20 protein-coding genes, 2 tRNA genes and 1 pseudogene are annotated in these 25,954 nt (G+C 45.5%); 19 read left to right on the forward strand and 4 right to left on the reverse strand.

From position 1 onward, the window contains the following. Positions 1–231: 231 nt before the first annotated feature. The 16 genes from rlmE (at position 232) to GKR71_RS07540 (ending at position 18,395) form a co-directional block, all read left to right on the forward strand. Positions 232–861, forward strand: coding sequence for a 23S rRNA (uridine(2552)-2'-O)-methyltransferase RlmE (gene rlmE, locus GKR71_RS07465; RefSeq protein WP_154634094.1), 630 nt, complete (start codon positions 232–234; stop codon positions 859–861). 57 nt (positions 862–918) lie between these two features. Beyond that, a complete protein-coding gene (ftsH, locus tag GKR71_RS07470; RefSeq protein WP_036949042.1) occupies positions 919–2,886 on the forward strand; it encodes an ATP-dependent zinc metalloprotease FtsH in 1,968 nt (655 codons plus the stop codon). A 70-nt stretch (positions 2,887–2,956) separates the two neighbouring features. Further along, positions 2,957–3,805, forward strand: coding sequence for a dihydropteroate synthase (gene folP / locus GKR71_RS07475; RefSeq protein WP_154634095.1), 849 nt, complete (start codon positions 2,957–2,959; stop codon positions 3,803–3,805). Beyond that, positions 3,798–5,135 (forward strand): phosphoglucosamine mutase, encoded by a 1,338-nt coding sequence (gene glmM, locus GKR71_RS07480; protein ID WP_036949046.1) that lies wholly within the window; start codon positions 3,798–3,800, stop codon positions 5,133–5,135. The genes folP and glmM overlap by 8 nt, the downstream gene beginning before the upstream one ends. A 246-nt stretch (positions 5,136–5,381) precedes the next feature. Further along, a complete protein-coding gene (gene secG / locus GKR71_RS07485; RefSeq protein WP_036949048.1) occupies positions 5,382–5,726 on the forward strand; it encodes a preprotein translocase subunit SecG in 345 nt (114 codons plus the stop codon). A 106-nt stretch (positions 5,727–5,832) separates the two neighbouring features. Then, positions 5,833–5,922: transfer RNA gene (locus GKR71_RS07490), tRNA-Leu, on the forward strand. Positions 5,923–5,979: 57 nt separating this feature from the next. Then, positions 5,980–6,056: transfer RNA gene (locus GKR71_RS07495), tRNA-Met, on the forward strand. 213 nt (positions 6,057–6,269) lie between these two features. Then, on the forward strand, positions 6,270–6,722 hold the full coding sequence (gene rimP / locus GKR71_RS07500) for a ribosome maturation factor RimP (protein ID WP_006662411.1): 453 nt from the start codon (positions 6,270–6,272) through the stop codon (positions 6,720–6,722). Between the two features lie 23 nt (positions 6,723–6,745). Continuing rightward, positions 6,746–8,254: a transcription termination factor NusA gene (nusA, locus tag GKR71_RS07505; protein ID WP_036949051.1), complete on the forward strand. Its 1,509-nt coding sequence runs from the start codon at positions 6,746–6,748 to the stop codon at positions 8,252–8,254. 23 nt (positions 8,255–8,277) lie between these two features. After that, positions 8,278–11,016, forward strand: coding sequence for a translation initiation factor IF-2 (gene infB / locus GKR71_RS07510; protein ID WP_154599705.1), 2,739 nt, complete (start codon positions 8,278–8,280; stop codon positions 11,014–11,016). A gap of 85 nt (positions 11,017–11,101) precedes the next feature. Beyond that, on the forward strand, positions 11,102–11,512 hold the full coding sequence (gene rbfA / locus GKR71_RS07515; RefSeq protein WP_036949056.1) for a 30S ribosome-binding factor RbfA: 411 nt from the start codon (positions 11,102–11,104) through the stop codon (positions 11,510–11,512). After that, positions 11,512–12,465: a tRNA pseudouridine(55) synthase TruB gene (gene truB / locus GKR71_RS07520; protein ID WP_132496364.1), complete on the forward strand. Its 954-nt coding sequence runs from the start codon at positions 11,512–11,514 to the stop codon at positions 12,463–12,465. The genes rbfA and truB overlap by 1 nt, the downstream gene beginning before the upstream one ends. A 114-nt stretch (positions 12,466–12,579) precedes the next feature. Next, complete coding sequence (rpsO, locus tag GKR71_RS07525) at positions 12,580–12,849, forward strand: 30S ribosomal protein S15 (RefSeq protein WP_006814502.1); 270 nt, start codon at positions 12,580–12,582, stop codon at positions 12,847–12,849. Between the two features lie 280 nt (positions 12,850–13,129). Further along, complete coding sequence (pnp, locus tag GKR71_RS07530) at positions 13,130–15,250, forward strand: polyribonucleotide nucleotidyltransferase (RefSeq protein WP_036949061.1); 2,121 nt, start codon at positions 13,130–13,132, stop codon at positions 15,248–15,250. 81 nt (positions 15,251–15,331) lie between these two features. After that, positions 15,332–16,249, forward strand: a complete 918-nt coding sequence (gene nlpI / locus GKR71_RS07535) for a lipoprotein NlpI (protein WP_154599704.1) — start codon at positions 15,332–15,334, stop codon at positions 16,247–16,249. 169 nt (positions 16,250–16,418) lie between these two features. Next, complete coding sequence (locus GKR71_RS07540; protein ID WP_036949064.1) at positions 16,419–18,395, forward strand: DEAD/DEAH family ATP-dependent RNA helicase; 1,977 nt, start codon at positions 16,419–16,421, stop codon at positions 18,393–18,395. A gap of 71 nt (positions 18,396–18,466) precedes the next feature. Here GKR71_RS07540 and GKR71_RS07545 read toward each other — a convergent pair whose 3' ends face one another. From GKR71_RS07545 to GKR71_RS07555, 3 genes and pseudogenes are all read right to left on the reverse strand, one after another. Next, entirely contained in the window at positions 18,467–18,838 is a 372-nt protein-coding gene (locus GKR71_RS07545) for a YjaA family stress response protein (protein ID WP_154610028.1), read from the reverse strand. Positions 18,839–18,861: 23 nt separating this feature from the next. Then, positions 18,862–19,577 (reverse strand): annotated as a pseudogene (gene btsR / locus GKR71_RS07550) (two-component system response regulator BtsR). 32 nt (positions 19,578–19,609) lie between these two features. Beyond that, positions 19,610–21,292, reverse strand: coding sequence for a sensor histidine kinase (locus GKR71_RS07555; protein WP_154634096.1), 1,683 nt, complete (start codon positions 21,290–21,292; stop codon positions 19,610–19,612). 468 nt (positions 21,293–21,760) lie between these two features. On the opposite strand from GKR71_RS07555, the gene GKR71_RS07560 reads away from it, so the two are divergent. Genes GKR71_RS07560 through GKR71_RS07570 form a run of 3 tightly spaced genes read left to right on the forward strand, consistent with a single transcriptional unit; the run spans position 21,761 to position 25,046 of the window. Further along, entirely contained in the window at positions 21,761–22,732 is a 972-nt protein-coding gene (locus GKR71_RS07560; RefSeq protein WP_154599702.1) for an HlyD family secretion protein, read from the forward strand. Positions 22,733–22,743: 11 nt separating this feature from the next. Beyond that, complete coding sequence (locus GKR71_RS07565; RefSeq protein ID WP_154599701.1) at positions 22,744–23,889, forward strand: ABC transporter permease; 1,146 nt, start codon at positions 22,744–22,746, stop codon at positions 23,887–23,889. Continuing rightward, positions 23,889–25,046 (forward strand): ABC transporter permease, encoded by a 1,158-nt coding sequence (locus GKR71_RS07570; protein WP_036949268.1) that lies wholly within the window; start codon positions 23,889–23,891, stop codon positions 25,044–25,046. Before GKR71_RS07565 ends, GKR71_RS07570 begins: the two co-directional genes overlap by 1 nt. An 80-nt stretch (positions 25,047–25,126) precedes the next feature. Here GKR71_RS07570 and GKR71_RS07575 read toward each other — a convergent pair whose 3' ends face one another. After that, positions 25,127–25,606 (reverse strand): hypothetical protein, encoded by a 480-nt coding sequence (locus GKR71_RS07575; RefSeq protein WP_230085038.1) that lies wholly within the window; start codon positions 25,604–25,606, stop codon positions 25,127–25,129. Positions 25,607–25,954 lie beyond the last annotated feature (348 nt).

The raw sequence follows: 25,954 nt of genomic DNA on the forward strand, positions 1-25,954 counted from the left end.
TGGCATATTCTACCGCCATCTGATCACTATCACCATCTATTAATCTTATTCGATGGTAAAGAAGCAGCTAATGATTACCCGAAAGTAATCCAGTGACAAGTAGGCAGCACGTTAACACTCTCCCGATAAACAGCGCTATTTATGTGACTTGGGTAGAAAAAATGAAGCTAACTCCCTGTAACTTGAAGAATGTCGGGAAATGTATTTCTATTAGTATAGTTGGAAAGTGCAATGGCCAATAAAAAACGTTCGGCAAGCTCCAGTCGTTGGTTGCAAGAACATTTTAGTGATAAATATGTTCAGCAAGCACAAAAGAAAGGGCTCCGCTCGCGTGCATGGTTTAAACTGGATGAAATCCAGCAAAGTGATAAGATTTTTAAACCAGGTATGACCGTTGTTGATTTAGGGGCTGCTCCTGGTGGGTGGTCGCAATATGTTGTCGGCCAAATCGGTCACAATGGTCGTATTATTGCTTGTGACCTATTACCAGTGGACCCAATCGTCGGCGTGGATTTCCTCCAAGGGGATTTTCGTGACGAAGCTGTACTGGCTGCTTTGTTAGAGCGAGTTGGCGATAAAAAAGTACAAGTGGTTATGTCTGACATGGCCCCAAACATGAGCGGAACACCAGCAGTGGATATTCCCCGCTCTATGTATCTGGTTGAACTAGCATTGGATATGTGCCGTGCGGTATTGGCTCCTGGGGGAAGTTTTATCGTTAAAGTGTTTCAGGGAGAAGGCTTTGACGAATACCTTAGGGATATCCGCTCCCTGTTTACGAAGGTGAAAGTTCGTAAACCCGAATCTTCGCGGGCACGATCGCGTGAAGTATACATTGTAGCGACAGGACTAAAACTATAGTACCCTGAGCGTTATTTGTTAACACAGTTGTAAGGTGAGGTTAATCCCTTGAGTGACATGGCGAAAAACCTAATTCTCTGGTTAGTCATCGCAGTTGTTCTGATGTCCTTGTTCCAGAGTTTTGGCCCAAGCGATTCGAATAGTCGCAGAGTTGATTATTCAACGTTTATCAATGAGTTAGCCCAGGATCAGGTACGTGAAGTTCGTATCACAGGTCGTGAATTGAACGTCAGAAAAGCGGATAATAGCCGCTACACAACTTATCTGCCTATGCAGGATGAGAAGTTGTTAGACACCTTGTTAAACAAGAATGTTACTGTCGTCGGTGAACCACCAGAAGAACCTAGCTTACTGACATCTATTTTCATTTCCTGGTTCCCAATGCTGCTGTTGATTGGTGTCTGGATCTTCTTTATGCGCCAAATGCAAGGTGGTGGCGGTAAAGGGGCGATGTCATTCGGTAAAAGCAAAGCCCGTATGCTGACAGAAGATCAGATAAAAACAACATTTGCAGATGTTGCGGGTTGCGATGAAGCGAAAGAGGAAGTGGGGGAGATCGTAGACTTCCTACGTGAACCTGCTCGTTTCCAAAAACTCGGTGGTAAAATTCCTAAGGGTGTCCTGATGGTAGGACCGCCGGGTACAGGTAAAACATTACTGGCTAAAGCCATTGCTGGTGAAGCGAAAGTACCATTCTTTACCATTTCCGGTTCAGACTTCGTGGAAATGTTTGTGGGCGTGGGTGCTTCACGTGTTCGTGATATGTTCGAGCAAGCAAAAAAAGCGGCGCCTTGTATTATCTTTATCGATGAAATCGATGCTGTTGGTCGTCAACGTGGTGCCGGTTTAGGTGGTGGTCACGATGAACGTGAGCAGACACTGAACCAGATGCTGGTTGAGATGGATGGTTTCGAAGGTAATGAAGGTATTATCGTGATCGCGGCAACTAACCGTGCTGACGTTCTGGATCCTGCATTATTGCGTCCGGGTCGTTTTGACCGTCAAGTTGTGGTTGGTTTACCTGATGTTCGTGGTCGTGAGCAAATCTTAAAAGTTCATATGCGTCGTGTGCCTATCGACCCTGCGGTTGATACAACTATCTTGGCTCGTGCAACACCTGGTTTCTCCGGTGCTGAATTGGCTAACTTAGTGAACGAAGCTGCACTGTTTGCAGCGCGTGAAAATAAACGCGTTGTAACGATGGCTGAATTCGAAAGAGCGCGTGATAAAGTGTGGCTGGGTGCAGAGCATCGCTCACTGATGATGACTGAAGAGCAAAAAGAATCTACTGCTTATCATGAAGCTGGACACGCAATTGTTGGTTACTTAATGCCAGAGCATGACCCTGTTCATAAAGTGACTATTATTCCTCGCGGTCGTGCATTAGGTGTGACTTTCTACTTACCTGAAGGCGACCAAATCAGTGCAAGCCGTCAAAAATTAGAGGGTAATATCGCAAGTACATACGGCGGTCGTATTGCGGAAGAACTGATCTACGGTTATGACAAAATCTCAACCGGCGCATCAGGTGATATTCAGCAAGCAACTAGCACAGCGAGAAAAATGGTGACTCAGTGGGGCTTCTCTGACAAGTTAGGTCCAGTGTTATATTCTGAAGAAGAAGGCCCAGCATTCTTAGGTCGTTCAGGACATAGCTCGACTTACTCGGATGAAACTGCACGCATCATTGACGAAGAAATTAAAGCAATTATCGACCGTGGTTATGAGGTTGCACATAAAACCTTAACTGACAATATGGATATTCTGCATGCGATGAAAGATGCATTATTGAAATATGAAACTATCGATATGCCAATGATTGACGACCTGATGAACCGCCGTCCAGTACGTGCGCCAGCAGGCTGGGATGAGGATAAAAAAGTGAACAATGTGACAGGTTCATTTGGTGCAGCGACTAGCGCATCAAAACCTGAAGCAAAGCCAGCTGAAACTCAACCAGAAGAGCCAACTGAAAAATCTGATGAAAATAATTCATCCGATAACAACGATAGCAAGCCACAGTAAGCCATCGTGATAAGTTGAATAATTAAAAACCCCAGGTCACTGGGGTTTTTTACGTTAAGGAAAAATAATCATGCATATTAAAGCCCGAGGTCGCCTCCTTGACTTATCCACTCCTCAAGTGATGGGGATTTTGAATGTTACTCCTGATTCATTCTCAGATGGTGGCACTCATAATCGTTATCATGATGCTCTAGGCCATGTTGCCAAAATGGTACAAGAAGGGGCAACAATTATTGATATTGGCGGCGAGTCAACTCGACCTGGTGCGGCTGAAGTTTCTGTCAGTGAAGAGCTCGACCGCGTTGTACCAGTAGTGGAAGCGATTGCAAAACGTTTTGATGTTTGGATCTCTGTAGACACTTCAAAAGCCCAAGTAATGGATGAGGCCGCGAAAGCTGGGATGCATATTATTAATGATATCCGCTCGTTACATGAAGAAGACTCCCTTGCAGTGGCTGCAAAACTAGGGTTGCCTGTTTGCATTATGCACATGCAAGGTCAACCAAGAACCATGCAAGATGCCCCCGATTATGTGGATGTAGTAAAAGAAGTTAAAGAGTATCTCGATCGTGAGATTGAGCGCTGTGTGAAGGCGGGAATTGATAAACAGCAAATAATCCTCGATCCAGGCTTTGGTTTTGGTAAGAACCTGTCGCATAATTACCAGTTACTAGCGCATTTAGATCAATTTCATGATTTCGGACTACCACTCTTGGCAGGGATGTCACGAAAATCTATGATTGGACAATTATTAAATGTTCCACCTCAAGAACGTCTAGCGGGTAGCTTAGCGTGTGCCACTATTGCGGCAATGCAAGGAGCGCAAATTATCCGAGTTCATGATGTGAAAGAGACAGTACAAGCAATGCAAGTCGTTCAGATGACTCTGTCAGAAAAGGAAAAATTAGCGTATGAGTAACCGTAAATATTTTGGTACTGATGGTATCCGTGGCAAAGTGGGCGATAGCCCAATTACACCTGATTTTGTTTTAAAATTAGGCTGGGCAGCGGGTAAAGTACTGGCTCGTCACGGCTCACGTAAAATTATCATTGGTAAAGATACGCGTATTTCTGGCTATATGCTGGAATCCTCATTAGAAGCTGGCTTAGCTGCAGCAGGGTTATCTGCTTCCTTCACGGGTCCAATGCCAACGCCAGCAGTGGCTTATTTAACTCGTACTTTCCGCGCTGAGGCTGGGATCGTCATTTCAGCTTCCCACAACCCTTACTATGATAATGGGATCAAATTCTTCTCTATCGACGGGACTAAACTGCCTGACGAAGTTGAAGAAGCCATTGAAGCGGAAATGGAAAAACCAATCACTTGCGTTGAATCTGCGGAGCTGGGTCGTGCGAACCGTATCGTCGATGCTGCAGGGCGCTACATTGAATTCTGTAAAGGGACATTCCCGAACGAGCAAAGCTTAAACAGCCTCAAAGTGGTTTTAGACTGTGCGAACGGCGCAACCTACCACATCGCACCTAACGTATTTAGCGAATTAGGCGCGCAAGTCATCACAATGGGCTGTGATCCTAATGGGATCAATATCAACGAAGAATGTGGTGCAACCGACGTTCGTAAGCTGCAAGAGCGTGTTCTGGCAGAAAAAGCGGATGTAGGTTTAGCATTTGATGGTGACGGTGACCGTATCATCATGGTCGATCATCAAGGTAATAAAGTCGATGGCGACCAAATTCTGTATATCATTGCTCGTGAAGCACTGCGTCAAGGTCAATTAAAAGGTGGCGTTGTGGGTACACTGATGAGCAATATGGGGTTAGAAATCGCGCTGAAACAGCTGGGTATTCCATTTGAACGTGCAAAAGTGGGCGACCGCTATGTTCTGGAAAAACTCCAAGAAAAAGGCTGGCGCATGGGGGCTGAAAACTCAGGTCATGTGATTTTATTAGATAAAACCACAACAGGCGACGGTATTGTTGCGGGTCTGCAAGTACTGAGTGCCATGGTGCGTAACCATATGAGCCTGCACGATTTATGCAGCGGTATGAAGCTTCTACCTCAAATTCTGGTCAATGTACGCTTTAAAGGCAAACATGATCCTCTGCAAAGTGATGCTGTCATTGCGGCAAATGAGCAAGTGGAAAAAGAGCTAGCCGGCAAAGGTCGCGTATTGCTGAGAAAATCAGGTACTGAACCGCTGATTCGTGTCATGGTTGAAGGTGAAAACGAAGAAACTGTCACCGAAATGGCGAACCGTATTGCTGATGCAGTTAAAGCGGCAGGTTAATGCCGTACATTCTCCCTTTAGCGGATAAAAATTAGCTGGAGGGAGGCGAATAACCGAGTTGAGCATTATTTCGATAGTTTGCTGTTTTTTTCTTCAAATAGTTAAATGAAATCAAAATAGACTTGCTTGTCGGCTCAGCTTTGGTTAGTATTCGCACCTGCTCAATTCTGTAATAATGTTTTGAGTAGGTGTGCAGTATAAGGGTCATAGCATAGGCTATGCGCCGTAACTGAATAGGTAACTCAAATGTATATAGCTCTTTTAGTTGTTTTCTTGCTCGCGGCTATCGGCCTAATTGGTCTGGTCATGTTACAGCAAGGTAAAGGTGCTGACATGGGTGCATCATTCGGTGCGGGCGCTTCTGCAACACTGTTTGGTTCATCGGGCTCAGGTAACTTCATGACCCGTATGACTGGAATCTTGGCTGCTGTGTTTTTCATCATCAGTTTAATTCTTGGCAACATGACTGCCAATAAATATGGAACTGGTGCAGGTAGTAAATGGGAAAACATTAGCGAACCGGCAAAAGTCGAGCAACCAACAGACGTTCCGGCAGCACCAGCGACACCAACGAGCGATATTCCTCGTTAAGTGTTCGGGATTCCGAATGACGACATTATGTCTTCATTAGCAGTAAAGTAGTAAGAAGTTAAAAATTTGAGGTTATTGATTGTTAAATTAGTAACCTCGCCTCAGTGCCGAGGTGGTGAAATTGGTATACACGCTACCTTGAGGTGGTAGTGCCTACAAAACGGGCGTACGGGTTCAAGTCCCGTCCTCGGCACCATTATTTTAGACGACTTGTGAACTCACAATAGTCAGTGTAAAATAGTCACGTTTCGAACGCGGGATGGAGCAGCATGGTAGCTCGTCGGGCTCATAACCCGAAGGTCGTTGGTTCAAATCCAGCTCCCGCAACCATTTCTCTTAGTCATACATATCTTGTCGCAACAATATCAGATATCGTTATCGTAATTTCTCATCGATTTATCTAGATTTTCAAGGTATACTAAGAGCACGGTAAACCCATGTACTATGGGTCCAGTTACAAAAGCCCCGAATTTCGGGGTTTTTTGTTATTTGACAATCGAATTAACTGGGCTTTATGCCCTTTTTTTATGTCTGGGGGTGGGCTTGTCCACATTAGAGCAAAAATTAACAGAGATGGTTTCTGCACCAGTGGAAGCACTAGGCTTTGAATTTGTCGGCTTAGAATTTGTTCGCGGGCGCACGTCGACACTGCGTATTTTCATTGATAGTGAAGAAGGCATCACTGTTGATGACTGTGCTGATGTCAGCCATCAAGTAAGTGCAGTATTGGATGTCGAAGATCCAATTTCTGTGATTTATAACCTTGAAATATCGTCACCGGGTATGGAACGTCCACTGTTCACCATTGCTCATTATGAGCGTTTTATGGGTGAAGAAGTGGCTCTGTCACTGCGTATCGCGATGCAGAACCGTCGTAGATGGCAAGGCATTATCAAAGCCGTTGATGGTGAAATGATTACGGTTACTGTAGATGGTAAGGATGAGGTGTTCGCCCTCGGCAACATCCAGAAAGCTAACTTGGTACCACACTTTTAATTAAGTTCAATGAGGCAACTAGGATGAACAAAGAAATTCTGGCTGTTGTTGAAGCGGTTTCTAACGAAAAATCCCTCCCTCGTGAAAAAATCTTCGAGGCTCTGGAAACTGCGCTGGCGACAGCAACTAAAAAGAAATATGAGCAAGAGATTGATGTTCGCGTAGAAATTGACCGTAAATCCGGTGATTTTGATACTTTCCGTCGTTGGGTGATTGTCGAAGAAGTCACAATGCCAACCCGTGAAATTACACTGGAAGCTGCACAATTCGAAGATCCTGAATTGCAGTTAGGCGAATACGTTGAAGACCAAATCGAATCTGTTGTATTTGACCGTATTACCACGCAAACCGCGAAGCAAGTTATCGTACAAAAAGTACGTGAAGCTGAGCGTGCGATGGTGGTTGACCAATTCCGTGAGCAACAAGGTGAAATCATCACTGCTCAGGTTAAAAAAGTTAACCGTGAAAACATTACCTTAGATTTAGGTAATAACGCAGAAGCTGTGATCCTGCGCGAAGATATGCTACCACGTGAAAACTTCCGTCCAGGTGACCGTATTCGCGGCGTCCTGTATGATGTTCGTCCTGAAGCGCGCGGCGCACAGCTTTTTGTGACTCGTTCTCGTCCAGAGATGCTGGTTGAATTATTCCGCATCGAAGTACCAGAAATTGGCGAAGAGATCATCGAGATCAAAGCAGCAGCTCGCGATCCAGGTTCTCGTGCAAAAATCGCAGTAAAAACTAACGACAAACGTATCGACCCAGTTGGTGCTTGCGTTGGTATGCGCGGTGCTCGTGTTCAAGCTGTCTCTAGTGAGTTAGGCGGCGAGAGAATCGACATTGTGTTATGGGATGATAACCCAGCGCAATTCGTTATTAATGCTATGGCTCCGGCTGATGTGGCATCTATTGTGGTTGATGAAGACAACTGTACGATGGATGTTGCTGTTGAAAGCAGCAACTTAGCGCAAGCAATTGGACGTAATGGACAAAACGTTCGCTTAGCGGCTCAGTTACTGAAAATCCATCGTGGTGATGACAAGTGGGAACTGAATGTCATGACTGCGGAAGAGCTGAATGCAAAACATCAGGCAGAAGCACACGCTTCTATTGAAACATTCACTAAGCATCTAGATATTGATGAAGAGTTTGCTACAACACTTGTTGAAGAAGGCTTCTCGACATTAGAAGAACTGGCTTACGTGCCTATTAAAGAACTTCTGGAAATTGACGGTCTTGATGAAGAAACCGTTGAAGTTCTACGTGAAAGAGCAAAAGCTGCCCTCACCACAATTGAACTAGCTCAAAAAGAGAGCTTGGGTGATAATCAGCCAGCAGAAGATTTGTTGAATCTTGATGGTATGGATCGTACTCTGGCCTATAATTTGGCTACTCACGGTATCTGTACACTGGAAGATCTTGCTGAGCAGGGCATCGACGACCTGATTGATATCGAAGGTCTGAATAATGAGAAAGCAGGCGAACTCATTATGGCAGCACGTAATATTTGCTGGTTCGGAAACGATGCGTAAACACTGTAGCAGGAAGGAACGGCATGACAGAAACTGTAAAATCACTGGCAACGGAAATTCAAACCACAGTTGAGCGCCTGGTACAGCAATTTGCTGAAGCAGGGATCACGAAAGGTACGAATGACTCTGTTAGCCAGACTGAGAAAGAAACTTTACTGAACCACTTAAACCGTGAACAAGGCGGAGCAGCGGGGCAGCCAAGTAAGTTAACATTACAGCGTAAAACTCGTAGTACGCTGAGTGTTCCAGTCACCGGTGGCAAAAGCAAATCGGTAAATGTTGAAGTCCGCAAAAAACGCACTTATGTGAACCGCGACGCTGAAGAAGCGCAAGCGGAAGAGCAGGCGCAGCGTGAAGCGGAAGAGCAAGCACAGCGCGAAGCTGAGGAACTGGCAAAACGTGAAGCAGAAGCGAAACGTGCAGCAGAAGATGCTGCAAAACGTGACGCGGAAGCTAACGCAAAACGTGAAGCCGAAGAGAAAGCAAAACGTGAAGCAGCTGATAAAGCTACGCGCGAAGTAGCGGAAAGAGAAAAAGTGAAACAAAGCGAAAATCAAAAACCAAGCAAAACGGCAACCGAAAGTAACGCTGACAAACAGCGTCTTGAAGCCGAAGCTGCTGAACTGAAACGCAAAGCGGAAGAAGAAACTCAACGTAAAGTTGAAGCTGATGCGCGCCGTGTTGCTGAAGAAGCCCGTAAAATGGCTGAAGAAAAAGGCGAAGACTGGAACTCAGATAGCAAATCTGAAGATGACAGCGATTATCACACAACAACATCTACCCACGCACGTGCGGCGGAAGATGAAAGTGATGAGAAAGAAGAAGGTCGTCGTTCTCGTAACCGTTCTGCTAAAGCACCTCGTCAAAAGAAAGGCAACAAACTTTCTGAAAAAGCGGATCGCGAAGAAGAACGCGCTGCTGGTCGCTCAGGTCGCACTAAAGGTAAGCAACGTAAAGGCAGCTCTTTACAACAAAGCTTCACCAAACCAGTTGCAGCGGTAAACCGTGACGTTGTTATCGGCGAAACTATCACTGTTGGCGAATTAGCTAACAAGATGGCAGTTAAAGGCTCCCAAGTCATCAAAACGATGATGAAAATGGGTGCAATGGCAACCATCAACCAAGTGATTGACCAAGAAACTGCACAATTAGTTGCAGAAGAAATGGGTCACAAAGTTATTCTGCGTCGTGAGAATGAGTTAGAAGAATCGGTAATGAACGACCGTGACACTGGCTCAGCAGTTAAAGAAGCTCGCGCGCCAGTTGTTACCATCATGGGTCACGTTGACCACGGTAAAACCTCTTTACTGGACTACATTCGTTCAACGAAAGTAGCATCTGGCGAAGCAGGTGGTATTACTCAGCACATCGGTGCATACCACGTTCAAACTGACAAAGGTATGATCACCTTCTTAGACACCCCAGGTCACGCCGCGTTTACATCAATGCGTGCTCGTGGTGCTCAGGCGACGGATATCGTTGTTCTGGTTGTTGCTGCGGATGATGGTGTTATGCCACAAACAATCGAAGCTATCCAGCATGCGAAAGCAGCAGGTGTGCCAATCGTTGTTGCGGTCAACAAAATGGATAAACCAGAAGCTGACCCAGATCGCGTCAGAAATGAGCTGTCTCAGTACGGCGTTATTTCTGAAGAGTGGGGCGGTGACACTCAGTTTATCGGTGTGTCTGCGAAAGTGGGTACCGGTATCGATGAACTGTTAGATGCTATCTTGCTGCAAGCTGAAGTTTTAGAACTGAAAGCGGTATATGCAGGCATGGCAAGCGGTGTGGTTGTTGAATCTTACCTAGACAAAGGTCGTGGCCCAGTGGCAACTATCTTAGTTCAAGAAGGTACATTGAACAAAGGCGACATCGTACTGTGTGGATTTGAATATGGCCGTATTCGTGCAATGCGCAACGAATTAGGTAAAGAAGTTCTGTCTGCTGGCCCTTCAATGCCAGTTGAGATCCTGGGTCTGTCCAGCGTTCCTTCAGCGGGTGATGAAGCGACAGTTGTTCGTGATGAGAAAAAAGCACGTGAAGTTGCCCTGTATCGTCAAGGTAAATTCCGTGATGTGAAATTAGCTCGTCAGCAGAAATCTAAACTGGAAAACATGTTTGCTAACATGGAAGAAGGTAAAGTTTCTGAACTGAATATCGTACTGAAAACTGACGTTCAAGGTACCTGTGAAGCTATCACTGACTCTCTGATGAAACTGTCAACTGATGAAGTTAAAATCAAAATCATCGGTTCTGGCGTGGGTGGTATCACTGAAACTGATGCAACTCTGGCTGCAGCTTCTAATGCGATCATTCTTGGCTTTAACGTCCGTGCCGATGCATCTGCTCGTCGCGTCGTTGAAAGCGAAAGCGTTGATTTACGTTACTACTCCGTCATCTATAGCCTGATTGATGAAATCAAACAAGCGATGAGCGGTATGTTGGCACCTGAATACAAACAGCAAATCATGGGTCTTGCAGAAGTCCGTGATGTGTTCAAATCACCGAAATTCGGTGCAGTTGCTGGTTGTATGGTTACTGAAGGTACCATCAAGCGTAATAACCCAATCCGCGTTCTGCGTGATAACGTGGTTATCTACGAAGGTGAGCTGGAATCACTGCGTCGCTTTAAAGATGACGTTAGCGAAGTTCGTAACGGTATGGAATGTGGTATCGGTGTTAAGAACTACAACGATGTCCGTGTCGGCGATATGATCGAAGTCTTTGAAGTTATCGAAGTTAAACGTTCAATCGACGGTTAATTTTGTGAGTACCCACGGAGTATCGTGGTGACAAAATAGTATTAATGAGGGGGCTATTGCCCCCTTTATTGTCAGGAGATTAACGATGGCAAAAGAATTCAGTCGTTCTCAGCGCGTAGCTCAAGAAATGCAAAAAGAAATTGCAATTATCTTGCAGCGCGAAATCAAAGATCCCCGTATTGGCATGGCAACCGTTTCTGGCGTAGAGCTGTCACGGGATCTGGCATACGGTAAAGTCTTCGTCACTTTCTTCAACTTTGCGAATGAAAAAAGTGAAGAAGAGATGGTTGCAGACGGCATTAAAGCATTAAATGAAGCGTCAGGTTTCATTCGTTCATTACTGGGAAAAGCAATGCGTTTACGTATTATTCCTGAGTTAACGTTTGAATATGACAATTCATTAGTTGATGGCATGCGTATGTCTAACTTAGTATCGAACGTGATTCGTAATGACGAAGAGCGTCGTGCAGGTACAGATAGTAAAGAGGAAAAATAATGGGGCGTCGTCGTAGCGGGCGCAATATTGACGGCGTTGTGCTGTTAGATAAGCCCACCGATATTTCCTCAAACGATGCGCTGCAAAAAGTGCGGCGCTTTTTCAACGCAAATAAAGCCGGGCATACGGGGGCACTTGACCCACTAGCGACAGGTATGTTGCCAGTCTGCCTTGGTGAAGCGACGAAATTCTCACAGTTTTTACTCGATTCAGATAAGCGCTATCGGGTGATTGCACGCCTTGGGCAACGAACGGATACTTCTGATTCTCACGGCGAAATCATCAGTGAACGCGATATCACTTTTACGGCACAGCAACTTGAAGAAGCCCTCGAACATTTTCGTGGAGATACACTGCAAGTTCCTTCCATGTATTCAGCGCTGAAACACCAAGGGCGCCCATTATATGAATACGCACGTAAAGGTATTACGGTAGAGCGTGAAGCCCGCCCAATTACAGTGTATGAACTTCAGTTTATTCGTTGGGATAACAATGAATTAGAACTGGAAATTCACTGTTCTAAAGGCACCTATATTCGAACTATCATTGATGATTTAGGTGAAATGTTGGGATGTGGTGCGCATGTGACTTATCTGCGTCGTGTGCAAGTCGCAAATTATCCTTATGACCGCATGGTCACGTTGGAACAATTAGCTGCTTTGCGGGCAAAAGTGGATGCGGGAGAAGGCTCATTTGAATCCTTACTCGATTCGCTATTATTGCCAATGGATACCGCAGTGGTTCATTTTCCTGCAGTGAATATTACTGAGGAAACAGCCGCGTATTTCAAACAGGGTCAACCTGTACGCGGTGATGTAAAAGACCTAGTGGAAGGCGACATGATCCGTGTCACTTGTGGTTCAGAGCAGCGGTTTATCGGTATCGCTCTGATTAGTGAAGATGGACGTATTGCACCAAAGCGCTTGGTCGTTGAAAATGAACCGTCCGCATAATGGCGCTTATTGCTTTGCTGCCCTAAGCAGCGTAGAATGACGGCGCTAAATCTTGAGATGCTAAATTAGAGATTGGCTCTCATCACTTAAATTTATATTATTTTGGAGTTTATTATGTCTCTAAGTACTGAAGCGAAAGCGAAGATCGTTGCTGAATTCGGCCGCGGTGAAAATGACACGGGTTCAAGCGAAGTTCAAATCGCTCTGCTGACAGCTCAAATCAATCACCTGCAAGGTCACTTCTCTGAGCACAAAAAAGATCACCACAGCCGTCGTGGTCTGCTGCGTATGGTTGCTCAGCGTCGTCGTTTACAAGCTTACCTGAAAGGTAAAGATATCGCACGTTACACAGCGCTGATCGAGCGTCTGGGTCTGCGTCGTTAATCTTGTCAGTTTCAGAGGAAAGGGGCCAAATGGCCCCTTTTCTTCTAAAAGTTAATTGAAAGTTGAAGTAATACTCGAATTATACTTAACTAAAATGTTAAGCTATTATCGATAATTGACTGTTTTAATTAAAACCACTTAAAACTACATCCGTATTCGCGCGGCTAATGAGAGAATTGATGATTGGAATATCAATCCTCTCATTAGTCGCGAGGCTGTAGTCAGAAAATAAACCATGCTACCTGAGAATCTCTCGTAGCCTTACAAAAAGGGTAATATTTTGTTAAATCCTATTGTTCGTAAGTTCCAGTATGGCCAGCATACCGTAACATTAGAAACAGGCATGATCGCACGCCAAGCAACGGCGGCGGTGATGGTAAACATGGATGACACTGCAGTATTCGTGACTGCTGTGGCACAGAAAAAAGTTAAAGAAGGGCAAGATTTCTTCCCTTTAACAGTAAACTACCAAGAGCGTACTTACGCTGCAGGTCGTATTCCAGGTAGCTTCTTCCGTCGTGAAGGCCGTCCTGGTGAAGGCGAAACCTTAGTTGCACGTCTGATTGACCGTCCATTACGTCCTCTGTTCCCAGAAGGCTTCCTGAACGAAATCCAAATCATTGCTACCGTTGTTTCTGTTAACCCACAAGTTAACCCAGATATCGTTGCGATGATCGGTGCATCTGCTGCACTGGCACTGTCTGGTGTTCCATTCAATGGTCCTATTGGTGCTGCACGTGTTGGTTTTATCAATGACCAATATGTTCTGAACCCAACTGCTGATGAATTAAAATCAAGCCGTCTGGATTTAGTGGTTGCGGGTACTGACAGCGCAGTATTAATGGTTGAGTCAGAAGCTGAACTGTTAAGCGAAGAGCAAATGCTGGGTGCAGTTGTGTTCGGTCACGATCAACAACAAGTTGTTATCCAGAACATCAATGAATTAGTCAAAGAAGCGGGTAAAGAGAAATGGGATTGGCAACCAGAGCCAGTTAACCAAGCTCTGAACGATCGCGTTGCTGCACTGGCTGAAAGCCGTATGGGCGATGCTTACCGTATCACTGAGAAACAAGAGCGTTATGCTCAAGTTGACCTGATCAAAGACGAAGTGATTGCAACTCTGGTTGCTGAAGATGAGAACGTCGATGTTTCTGAAGTGTCAGACATTCTTGCTCACTTAGAAAAACAAGTTGTTCGTAGCCGCGTTATCCGTGGTGAGCCACGTATCGATGGCCGTGAGAAAGACATGGTTCGTGCGTTGGACGTTCGTACTGGTGTTCTGCCACGTACTCACGGTTCTGCACTGTTCACCCGTGGTGAAACTCAGGCGTTGGTTACTGCAACATTAGGTACTGAGCGTGATGCACAGGTTATCGACCAATTAATGGGCGAATACACTGACCGCTTCTTATTCCACTACAACTTCCCTCCATACTCTGTTGGTGAGACTGGTATGGTTGGTTCACCTAAACGTCGTGAAATTGGTCACGGTCGCTTAGCGAAACGTGGTGTGCTGGCAGTAATGCCTTCACAAGCAGAATTCCCGTACACAGTACGTGTTGTTTCTGAAATCACGGAATCTAACGGTTCTTCTTCAATGGCATCTGTATGTGGTGCGTCTCTGGCTCTGATGGATGCTGGTGTACCAATTAAAGCTGCTGTTGCGGGTATCGCGATGGGTCTGGTGAAAGAAGGTGACGATTTCGTTGTTCTGTCTGACATCTTAGGTGATGAAGACCACTTAGGTGATATGGACTTTAAAGTAGCGGGTAGCCGTGACGGTATCAGCGCACTGCAAATGGATATCAAAATCGAAGGTATCACTCGCGAAATCATGCAAGTGGCTCTGAACCAAGCTAAAGGTGCGCGTCTGCATATCCTTGGCACAATGGAACAAGCTATCAATGGCCCACGTGAAGAGATCTCTGAGTTCGCTCCACGCATTTACACCATCCGTATCAACCCAGACAAGATCAAAGATGTCATCGGTAAAGGTGGTTCTGTTATCCGTGCATTAACGGAAGAAACAGGCACAACTATCGAGATCGAAGATGACGGTACTGTGAAAATCGCAGCAACTGATGGCCTGAAAGCGAAAGAAGCAATTCGTCGCATCGAAGACATCACTGCAGAAGTTGAAGTGGGTCGTATCTACCAAGGTAAAGTGACTCGTATCGTTGACTTCGGTGCATTCGTTGCTATCGGTGGCGGTAAGGAAGGTCTGGTTCACATTTCACAAATCGCTGACAAGCGTGTAGAGAAAGTGACTGACTACCTGCAAATGGGTCAAGAAGTTCCTGTTAAGGTGTTAGAAATCGACCGTCAAGGCCGTATTCGCCTGAGCATGAAAGAAGCTGTTGCTGGCGAAGAAGCTCCAGCACAGCAGGAATCAGCAGAATAAGCTGACCGAAAGTGTAGCGCCTGATAAACTTAGGCGCTATCAGCCTAAATTTGCTGACTAGTGGTAATGTAAGGGCGTAGTATGCAGAACTGTATTAACTTTCGTTTTATCGATAGCCGCACCTTAGTCCGTGTGCTATCCGCGTTCATCTTTTTTATTATTATTGGATGTAGTAATAAAGATTGGCGTAAAAACGAGGTTTTTGCAGTTCCATTGCAGCCTTCATTACAACAAGAAGTGATTTTGGCTCGTATGGAACAAATCCTTGCGAGCCGATCTTTAACCGATGATGAGTACGCGCAGCTTTTATATGAGCGCGGAGTACTGTATGATAGTCTCGGTTTAAGGGCGCTGGCACGTAATGATTTTTCAACTGCGTTGTCAATCCGTCCGGATATTCCTGAAATCTTTAACTTTTTAGGAATATATTTTACGCAGGCTGGCAACTATGATGCCGCCTATGAAGCGTTTGATTCTGTTTTAGAGCTTGATCCAACTTACAATTTCGCGCGAATGAATCGTGGCATCGCATTATATTACGGTGGACGATACAAATTAGCGCAGGATGATCTGCTGGCGTATTATCAGATAGATCCAAATGATCCTTTTCGTACTCTGTGGCTTTATCTCGTAGAAAAAGACATAGACCCGCGTATGGCACAAGACAATCTTGCTGCCCGCTACAACCAAGCGGAGAAAGGGCAATGGGGCTGGAATATCGTAGAATTCTATCTTGGCAATATCAATGAAACGACATTGATGGAGCGTTTGAAAGAGACATCTACGGATAACACTTCGCTCGCTGAGCATCTCAGTGAAACTAACTTCTATTTAGGTAAGCATTACCTAAGTCTGGGGGATAAGGATAGCGCAACTGCGTTATTCAAACTGACGGTAGCTAACAACGCACACAGCTTTGTTGAGCACCGCTACGCATTGTTGGAATTGGCGCTGTTAGGCCAAGAACAAGACGACCTATTAGAATCGGGCCAGCAATAGCTGACGAACATTTCTCTATTCATTTTTAAGCCATCATCCACCTGGGTGAGGGTTTATTTGTTCGTTTAATAACACAATTTGAGCCAGTTCACATTTTAAATGATAATGACCGAAATGATTTTCGCTCCGTTATGTAAACTGGCCGCCACTAAGTATGAGGCACCTTTACATGACGACTGAGACCGATATGTCTTTTGCTGATCTAGGTTTATCAGCATCTATTTTGAACGCACTAAGCGACCTGGGATACGAAAAACCATCTCCAATCCAGCAACAATGTATTCCATTGTTATTGGATGGTAATGATGTATTAGGTATGGCACAAACCGGTAGTGGTAAAACCGCTGCATTTGGTTTGCCATTACTGCATAACATCGATCCAGATTTAAAAGCCCCACAAATTTTAGTACTGGCACCGACACGTGAGTTAGCGGTGCAAGTTGCTGAAGCACTGAGCGATTTCTCTAAACACATGAACCGCGTCAACGTGGTTGCCTTATATGGCGGTCAACGTTATGACGTTCAACTTCGTGCATTACGCCAAGGACCACAAGTGGTTGTTGGTACTCCAGGTCGTCTGTTAGACCACCTGAAACGCGGTACTTTAGATCTTTCTAAACTGAAAGGCTTAGTATTAGACGAAGCTGATGAAATGCTGCGTATGGGCTTCATCGATGATGTTGAAAACATCATGAGCCAGATTCCAGCAGAACACCAAACTGCGCTGTTCTCGGCAACAATGCCAGAACCAATCCGTCGTATTACTCGTCGCTTTATGAAAGATCCTAAAGAGATCCGCATTCAGTCGAGCATTACTACACGTCCAGATATCGCTCAAAGCTACTGGACTGTTTACGGCATGCGTAAAAATGAAGCGCTGGTGCGTTTCTTAGAAGCTGAAGATTTCGATGCGGCGATTATTTTCGTTCGTACCAAAAACGCAACCTTAGAAGTTGCAGAAGCGCTTGAGCGTAATGGCTATAACAGTGCGGCACTGAATGGTGACATGAACCAAGCACTGCGTGAGCAAACATTAGAGCGCTTAAAAGATGGTCGTTTAGATATCCTGATCGCAACTGACGTTGCAGCACGTGGTCTGGATGTTGAGCGTATCAGCTTAGTTGTTAACTACGACATCCCAATGGATGCAGAATCTTACGTTCACCGTATCGGTCGTACCGGTCGTGCGGGTCGTGCGGGTCGCGCATTACTGTTCGTTGAGAACCGTGAGCGTCGTTTACTGCGCAACGTTGAACGTACAATGAAACTGACTATTCCTGAAGTGGAATTGCCAGATGCTGACGTATTAAGCCAACGTCGTCAGGCGAAATTTGCTGAACAAATCCAACAGCAATTAGAAAGCAGCGACTTAGATCAGTACCGTTCACTGTTAGCGAAAATGTCTCCATCTGAAGATGTAGATATGGAAACCTTAGCAGCGGCATTACTGAAAATGGCTCAAGGCGAACGCGCTCTGATCCTGCCACCAGATGCACCGCGTCGTCCGCGTCGTGAATTCAACGACCGTGATGATCGTCGTGGCGACCGTCGTGACCGTAACGACCGCAACAGTAACGGCAACGGTTTTGACCGTGCAGAGCGCGGCGATCGTGGTGCTCGTCGTGAGCGTCGTGATGTTGGCGATATGGAAATGTACCGTATCGAAGTAGGTCGTGATGACGGTGTTGAAGTTCGTCATATCGTTGGTGCGATCGCGAACGAAGCAGACATCAGCAGCCGCTACATTGGTAACATCAAACTGTTTGGTACTCACTCAACTATCGAGTTACCAAAAGGTATGCCAAGCGAAGTGTTAACTCACTTAAGCCGTGCGCGTGTTCTGAACAAACCAATGCAAATGCAACTGATCGGTGATGCTCAACCATTTGAGCGTCGTGGCGGTGGCGAACGTCGTGGTGGTCCACGTCGTGAAGGCGGCAGCGAAGGTGGTTTCGGTGCAGGTCGTCGTAATGACCGTGGTGGCGACCGTGATGGTCGTCGTAGCGGTGGTGATCGCGAAGGCTTCAGCGGCAACCGTCGTGGTGGAAACCGTGATGGTGGCAACCGTGACCGTGGTAATTCTGCACCTCGCCAAGATGGCACTAATGCAGCGCCACGTCGTCGTAGCAGCAGCCACAACGCATAATAGCGCTATCCAGCCACGTTAATGTGGCTGAGATAAATACAAAAAACCCGCATTTTAAAATGCGGGTTTTTTTATGCAGTTAATAAGGCTTTCGCTTCTCGCTGAGGCATAGGTAGCGGTGCTCGGCTTACTACCACTTTTTTCACACGCTGATTAAATGCCCCGTAAACAATTTCGGTAAATAGGCGCTCTTCCACCATATTCACGCCCCCTTCAATAATTTCGAGGGCTTGAACCAAAATACGATGTTTCGACGCAAAAGGGCGACGGACTTTCAGACCCATATCGCAGACCAACTGATACAGTACAAACTCGGCTTTAAAAAAATCCCCGATAACCATTCTTTGGGCTGAAAACTCACCCGTTGCACTGTGTTCTTCATGGGTATCGAGATTTTTTAATGTCATCGAATTGGTGCGAATTTGCAGGTAAAAATCAGCCATAACCTTTTCTCCTGAGTCACTCGTTAAATTAGCCCAAGCGCCTCTTTTAAGGGTTTTAAATAGCGGCGGCTAACGGGAATATGCTCACCTGAGCATAGCACCAATTCGGCTTGTCCATTATCCCCAAATAGAATCTCGCTGAGCTGGGTCATATTTACTAAATATTGACGATGGCAACGGACTAACGACGTACGCATTTCTAATGTGCGCAAGGTTAATTCGGTAAAGCCTTCTTGTCCTTGGGTACTCATTACATACACGCCGCTCATGCGAGAAGTAACATATTGCACATCGTCTAATTTCATTAGATAAATTCGGCTGTGTCCGGTACAAGGAATAAACTTGAGCGGTTCATTGTTATCGAGAAGCTCGAGATTCTGTTTCTGTTTATTTTGGCGTAAACGGGCTAAAGTTTTTGCCAATCTTTCAGGTTCAAGGGGTTTAAGTAGATAGTCGAAAGCATGCTCTTCGAAAGCTTGGATCGCAAATTCATTAAATGCCGTCAGAAAAACAATGTGTGGGCGCTCTTCAGGATCGAGCATACGCACCATTTCTAATCCCGTCACCCGGGGCATTTGAATATCTAAAAACACCACATCAGGCTTTTTTTGTGGATCAAACCGATGGCTTCAATGGCATTGGCGCACTCGCCAATAATCTCGATATCGTCATGTTCCTCAAGTAAGCAGCGCACGTTTTCACGGGCTAGGGGTTCGTCATCAACGATCAGTACATTCATAGCGTTATTATCATTTATTATGTGCAATGTGATTAAGTGGACATGTAGGGCAAGCGGATTTTCACGCGGGTGAATTTTTCAGGTTCATACTCCACGCCTATTCCATATTTTTCACCGTATTTCAGGCGCAAGCGTTTATCGACTAAGCCCATCCCTAAGCCGTCAGATTGCCCACTTGGCTGGTATAAACCGGCATTATCTTCGATTTCAATATAGACATGTTCACAGCGAATATAGCTACGTATTGTAATGTATCCGGTATTTAATAACTGTGAAGTGCCGTGTTTTATTGCATTTTCGACAATAGGTTGCAGCGTAAACGCGGGTAATTCCACCTGTTTAACTTCATCGGGGATATCTAAATGGATCTGTAAATTATCTTGGAATCGCGCCTTTTCAATTTGCAGGTATGAATTGATATGCTCGATTTCTTCCCCTAATGTCGCATTCTGCTCTGGACGTTTTAAGTTATTACGAAAGAAGGTGGAGATATACTGCACGAGCTGTCCCGCTTGCTGGCTATCTTTGCGGATCACTGCTTGTAATGTGTTGAGCACATTAAAGAGAAAATGCGGGTTCACTTGTGCGTGAAGCAGTTTGACTTCCGATTGCAGTAAAGATTGCTTATTGCGCTCATATTGCCCCGCCAAAATTTGGGCGGAGAACAGGCTGGCAATTCCTTCCCCTAGCGTACGGTTGATGGAGCTAAAGAGGCTATTCTTGGCTTGGTATAACTTAATAGTACCAATCACCCGTTGGTTTTCCCCTCTAAGCGGGATGACGAGGGTGGAACCAAGCTTGCACGAGGGACTTAACGAGCATTTATATGGAGTTTCGTTACCATCGGCATAAACCACTTCATTATTATCAATGGCCTGCCTGGATTGAATGGATGAGATAGGTGTCCCTGGAATGTGGTGATCGGAGCCTAGCCCGATAAACGCGAGAATTTTTTCTCTATCCGTAATGGCGACGGCACCAATATCTAATTCTTGGTAAATAATTTTTGCCACTTTCATGCTGTTATCCGCATTGAAACCTTTACGCAAAATACCCTCAGTGCATAGGGCGATTTTCAAGGCTTGCGCGGAGAATGCCGTGGTGTATTTCTCGACGATGGCGCGCCTATCCAGCAAGATACGGATAAACATGGCAGCCCCGATGGTATTGGCAATGATCATCGGTGCGGCAATATTTTTCACTAATTCATAAGCTTCATCGAATGGGCGGGCGATGAGCAAAATAATCAGCATTTGGATGATTTCAGCGAAAAAGGTAACGCAGCTAGCGGTAACAGGGTTAAAAATTTTATTAATTTCCCCTCGCTTCATATAGTAGCGATGGACCAGCCCCCCAATTAAGCCTTCGACAATGGTAGAGATCATACAAGCGAAAGCGCTCATTCCTCCCAAAGAGTACCGGTGGACCCCACCAGTAAACCCAACAGCAAAACCCACCGCAGGACCGCCTAACAATCCGCCAAGTACAGCGCCAATAGCACGAGTATTAGCTATGGAATCATTGATATGTAAACCAAAATAAGTACCGATGATGCAAAATACGGAGAAAATAAGGTAGCACATCACTTTATGAGGTAAGCGAATGGTAACCTTAAGAAGAGGGGTGACCAGAGGAGTGCGGCTGAGTGCCCAAGCGATAACGAGGTGGACGCACATTTGTTGTAGTAGTAATAAAATCAAATCGAATTCGTACATGCTCGTCATATTTCACATTATGGGGGTGTTGGCTACGTTCAGCTACTTAAGTCACATACTTTTGTACATGCTCGTCATATTTCACATTATGGGGGTGTTAGCTACGCTCAGCTCCTCTAGTCACATACTTTTGTATGCTCCTAGAGATATCTTCTCTTGCCGCCTACCCATAATGCGAACTATTTAGAGCATGTTAGAGCATGGCTCACTATATTTTACATTATGGGGGCTGCGCTCAGTGGGCTTAGCCATATACTTTGGGGGATATTGTATCTTATTGGGCTGGTTAAGTAATCGTCATTTAATAATTAGTAAAACATCATTATTTGACATAAGCGTCAAAGCCCCTCAGACTAAAAAAGACCGCTAAAGCGTGATTTTGCGCACAAATTTCTTAACGTTAGTGTTAATTTATTGTCATAATGAAAAAGTAGTTTCCTCCGTTATTATTCAAGGCCCACATACATAATGAAAAAAAGAACCATCATACTGATCTTGCTTATGCTGATCTTAATTGCTGCTGCGGCGCTTTTTCATTCCCATAATCAATTTTTATTATTGCAAGGGGAAGTGGACGCACCGGAGGTCATCGTGACTTCAAAAGCCAAAGGCAGAGTCATTGAACGCCATGTAGAACGCGGGGATGATGTGAAGAAAGGGCAGTTATTGCTCACCTTAGAAAGCCCTGAGTTACAAGCCCAATACGCGGCATTAAAAGCGGCTAAGGACCAAGCTCAAGCTCAACTCGACCAATCCTTGAATGGAACTCGTGAAGAGACGCTGCGTGACCTACAAGCTGCGGTTGCTCAAGCAAATTCGCAATACCAAAATGCCTCCCGTGAATTTACCCGTCTAAATAATCTTTCAGGTAAAGGGTATGTTTCAGCAAATGAGCTAGATACCGCCCGTAAAGCGAAAGATGTTGCGTTCCAACAAGTCCAAAGTGCTAAGGCGCGTTTGGAAGAAGGTAAAAACGGCGATCGTATCGAGCAGCGTCAACAATATAAAGCGGCAGTGGACCAAGCAGAGCAAAAACTGGCTGAACTCCAAGTTCAACTGGATGACTTGCAAGTGAAAGCCCCTGTGGATGGTGAAGTTGGTCCAATCCCAGCAGAAATTGGTGAACTGTTCAATGCAGGTAGCCCATTAATCTCATTGATCAGCCTCCCTCAAGCCTATTTTGTTTATAACCTACGTGAAGACATTTTAGTGGGTGTGAAAAAAGGGGACAAAATTGAGCTGACGGTTCCTGCCTTAGGGGATAAAACCGTGGAAGCCGAAGTTCGCTATATTGCACCGAAAGGGGATTACGCGACTAAACGAGCCACCCGTGCGACAGGGGATTTCGACCTGAAAACCTTTGAAGTTCGCTTGTATCCACAACAACCGATTGAAGGATTGCGACCGGGGATGAGCGCCTTGTGGCACTGGGATAAATAACAGGTGACGCCATGAAACTCAAATTCGCTTGGCATGGTTTTGAACATGCCTTTAGCCGCGAAACCCAAATGGCGATCCGCAGCCCAGTCTTTCACTGGCTGAGTTGGCTATTCCCTTTGATGCTGTTTACGTTAATCAGCGCTAACTTCTCTGAGGGAACGCTGATGGATGTGCCAGTTTCGGTGGTCGATAGCAACAACAGCCCGGTTTCAAGGCAAATTATCCGCGACCTTGATGCGGGCCCTCATGCGGAAGTGAAAGCGATTGATGGCAACTTAGTGACATCCATCAAGCAGCTGGGGAGTGCCAAAGATTATGCCTTGCTTTATATCCCCAAAAATTTTGAGGAGGATATATTGCGAGGACGCCAGCCTGAATTGCGCATGTACTACAATGCACTATTTTACGCATCTGGCAGTTATGCTATTCAAGATTTTAGCGGCTTAGTTGCGGAACTTAACGCCAAATACCGCCAAGAAATGGCAAAATCGATGGGGCAATCGCTACCGGCATTGGCGCAAGTCACGCTCTCTTACGATAGCCTCTTTAACCCAAGTGGCAGCTATATTTATTACCAACAATTTGCGGCGACCATCCACATGCTGCAACTGTTTGTGGTCACTGCCACTATTTACACCATGTCTCGCGGCACCATTCTTCAAAGTGTGAAGCCATTTTCAATGGCACTGCTAGGTAAAATGGCACCTTATACGTTATTTTTTACGACGTTACTGATTGTGGAACTGGCGGCATTGGTCACTATTTTCGACGCAAAAGTGGTGGGGAACCCTCTGTATATGATGCTGGTGGGCTTCTTCTATGTGATAGCGGCGCAGAGTATTGGGTTACTACTCTTTAGCTTCACGTCCAGCGCGATAATGGCTTACAGCTTAATCGGGATGCTGGTGAGTATTGCCTTGGCGTTTTCTGGCATGGCAGTGCCGGAACTCTCGATGATTCTGCCCGCACGGATTATTTCGAACGCGGAGCCGCTCACTCACACTTTAAACGCCATGTTTGATATTTTCTTACGGGAAATCTCGTTTGAGCGCATTGTGCAAGTGTGTCTATTCTTGCTGATTTACCCGTTACTGACGGCATTTTTGATCCGTAAACGCTTAGTGAAACGGCTTGAAACCCAAGGAAGTATCGTATGATGACGGTCTATTTTGCGACGTTTAAAAAGGTACTGCTGGGCATGCTGGAGAAACCGATGTGGCTGTTGCTGCTCGTTTCTCTCTGTATTATGAGTTTGGTGTACGCGCGTCCTGTCCTGTGGGATCTGCCTGTGGCGGTTATCGATATGGATCACTCAGGCGCAAGTCGTGAACTGATCCGTGATTTAGACGCCACGCCCAAAGTCCAGCTACACAGTTACGATAATTTAGCTCAAGCGCGGCAGGATATGATTGCGAGGCAGCTGTTTGCCATCGTAATCATCCCTACGGATTTTGAAAAGCATTTGCTTAGTGGCAAAAATATCACGGTACCGGTTTATGGGGATGCCACAAACCGCTTAGCCAGCGGGCAAATCCAGCAAGAGCTATCGAAAGCGTATCAAACGCTATTGAGCGCCTATAACACCCAGTTACTGGAAAAGGCGGGTTTCAGTCCTGAACAAGCGAAAGTGATTATTGCCCCTGTTCGCAGTGAAACCGAGCCACTGTATAACCCCGGAATTAGCTTTGCGGCGATTATCTTCCCTGGCTTGCTGGTGATGTTATTGCAGCACTCCTTATTAATTGCGTGTGTGCGGGTCAGTATTGCCATTCGCTCTACACCAAAAGGTAAACCTCCATTAGCGGTTTATCTGGGGGCGTTGTCGGCGCTGGTACCTATCTGGTTATTTCTTTCGACCGTGTTTTTTGCCTTATGGCCATGGATTTTGGGTTATCGACAAGAAGCGCCGTTGTACCAAATTTGGATGCTGACCTTCCCATTCTTACTCGCCGTTATTGGGTTAGGGAAGTTGGTCACGGAATGCTTGCGTAGTGTGGAGATGATCTACCTGACATTGGCGTTTATCACCACGCCGGTATTCTATATGTCTGGGACTATTTGGCCATTACAAGCCATGCCGGATTGGGTACGAATGATAGCCTCGGCGTTGCCATCCACATGGGCGACTAACGCCATGGCGGGGATCAACCAAATGGGGCTGCCATTTAGAGATATCTTGATGGATATTGTGATGATGCTGGTGCTTGGGGTGATTTACTCGTTTATCGGTGTGTTTATTGGCATGTTGCGAGATGGTGAGTTACGCCAGATTAGCCATGCAGTGCACCGCTGGCGCAAGCATTTTCATAAATAGCCATAAATAATCGTCAGAGAGGTTGGTTTCCAACCTCTTATTTTGAAAAGTTACGTCTCAATTTTTTATTCCGGTACATTTTACTCTACAACGCTGAGACTTAAGTTGCACTCTTTGGGCGTTGAAACCGAAAATGTGCGTCCGTTAGCATTGGTTTTGCCCGAATAGGCTTCCCCATTACAGTCATTGATAATGATGTAATTGACTGATGAAAGTGGTAAATCATTTTCATCGGTTAATAGGAAACTCAAATTATAATCGTGGCCACCCACTTGGGAACTAATGTTGCCATTGCTTTTGGCGGCAAGCCCCGCAATCACAAACTCACCAGTTTTACCATCTTGGGTCAATTTTCCAACCACGTTATCTTCAGTGCCTGCCACAATATGGGCATTTTCAGGCACGGAAAGAATTTTTTTCCCTTTAAATACCACGCGATAGTACCCAGAATCGGAGTAACCCACTTCTTGGTTTTTTTCGAGATCAGCTTTGGTGTACTCAAGGGATGTTGAGCATCCCGTTAAAAAAAGTGTCATGACGAGCAGGGTACGTTTTATCACGGGTATTTCCTTATTAGTCTGTGAGTTTGGTTGTTTATCTAATCTACCGTACGTCAACCGAATTCAAAGGAGATAACTCTGTATCTGTTTGGGGGATATTCTGGGTATAGACAGGTTATTGATGAAAAATTGCGCAGGTTTTTGTTGGTGATTGGCCATGGAATGAAAAGGCTCGCTAGAGAGCCTCTCATAAATAGAAAATTCATTACGCCTCTAGGGTCAATACCGCTTAAAAAATTAACGATATATCTCTCTTATTAATGGCAGTAATCCCAACCCAGCGAGCTGGATTTCGATTTCATTGGCTTTTTTAATATCCTCTTTATTTTCACCATCAAAAACATGGTC

Source organism: Providencia sp. wls1922 (assembly GCF_009706505.1).
GTDB lineage: Bacteria > Pseudomonadota > Gammaproteobacteria > Enterobacterales > Enterobacteriaceae > Providencia > Providencia lanzhouensis.

Coding starts and splice junctions, on each gene's coding strand:
- GKR71_RS07560 (WP_154599702.1), top strand. CDS start 21,761: ATGAAAAAAAGAACCATCATACTGATCTTGCTTATGCTGATCTTAATT.
- ftsH (WP_036949042.1), top strand. CDS start 919: ATGGCGAAAAACCTAATTCTCTGGTTAGTCATCGCAGTTGTTCTGATG.
- GKR71_RS07570 (WP_036949268.1), top strand. CDS start 23,889: ATGACGGTCTATTTTGCGACGTTTAAAAAGGTACTGCTGGGCATGCTG.
- nlpI (WP_154599704.1), top strand. CDS start 15,332: ATGCAGAACTGTATTAACTTTCGTTTTATCGATAGCCGCACCTTAGTC.
- GKR71_RS07545 (WP_154610028.1), bottom strand. CDS start 18,838: ATGGCTGATTTTTACCTGCAAATTCGCACCAATTCGATGACATTAAAA.
- glmM (WP_036949046.1), top strand. CDS start 3,798: ATGAGTAACCGTAAATATTTTGGTACTGATGGTATCCGTGGCAAAGTG.
- secG (WP_036949048.1), top strand. CDS start 5,382: ATGTATATAGCTCTTTTAGTTGTTTTCTTGCTCGCGGCTATCGGCCTA.
- nusA (WP_036949051.1), top strand. CDS start 6,746: ATGAACAAAGAAATTCTGGCTGTTGTTGAAGCGGTTTCTAACGAAAAA.
- rlmE (WP_154634094.1), top strand. CDS start 232: ATGGCCAATAAAAAACGTTCGGCAAGCTCCAGTCGTTGGTTGCAAGAA.
- rbfA (WP_036949056.1), top strand. CDS start 11,102: ATGGCAAAAGAATTCAGTCGTTCTCAGCGCGTAGCTCAAGAAATGCAA.
- infB (WP_154599705.1), top strand. CDS start 8,278: ATGACAGAAACTGTAAAATCACTGGCAACGGAAATTCAAACCACAGTT.
- GKR71_RS07555 (WP_154634096.1), bottom strand. CDS start 21,292: ATGTACGAATTCGATTTGATTTTATTACTACTACAACAAATGTGCGTC.
- folP (WP_154634095.1), top strand. CDS start 2,957: ATGCATATTAAAGCCCGAGGTCGCCTCCTTGACTTATCCACTCCTCAA.
- GKR71_RS07540 (WP_036949064.1), top strand. CDS start 16,419: ATGACGACTGAGACCGATATGTCTTTTGCTGATCTAGGTTTATCAGCA.
- rpsO (WP_006814502.1), top strand. CDS start 12,580: ATGTCTCTAAGTACTGAAGCGAAAGCGAAGATCGTTGCTGAATTCGGC.
- GKR71_RS07565 (WP_154599701.1), top strand. CDS start 22,744: ATGAAACTCAAATTCGCTTGGCATGGTTTTGAACATGCCTTTAGCCGC.
- truB (WP_132496364.1), top strand. CDS start 11,512: ATGGGGCGTCGTCGTAGCGGGCGCAATATTGACGGCGTTGTGCTGTTA.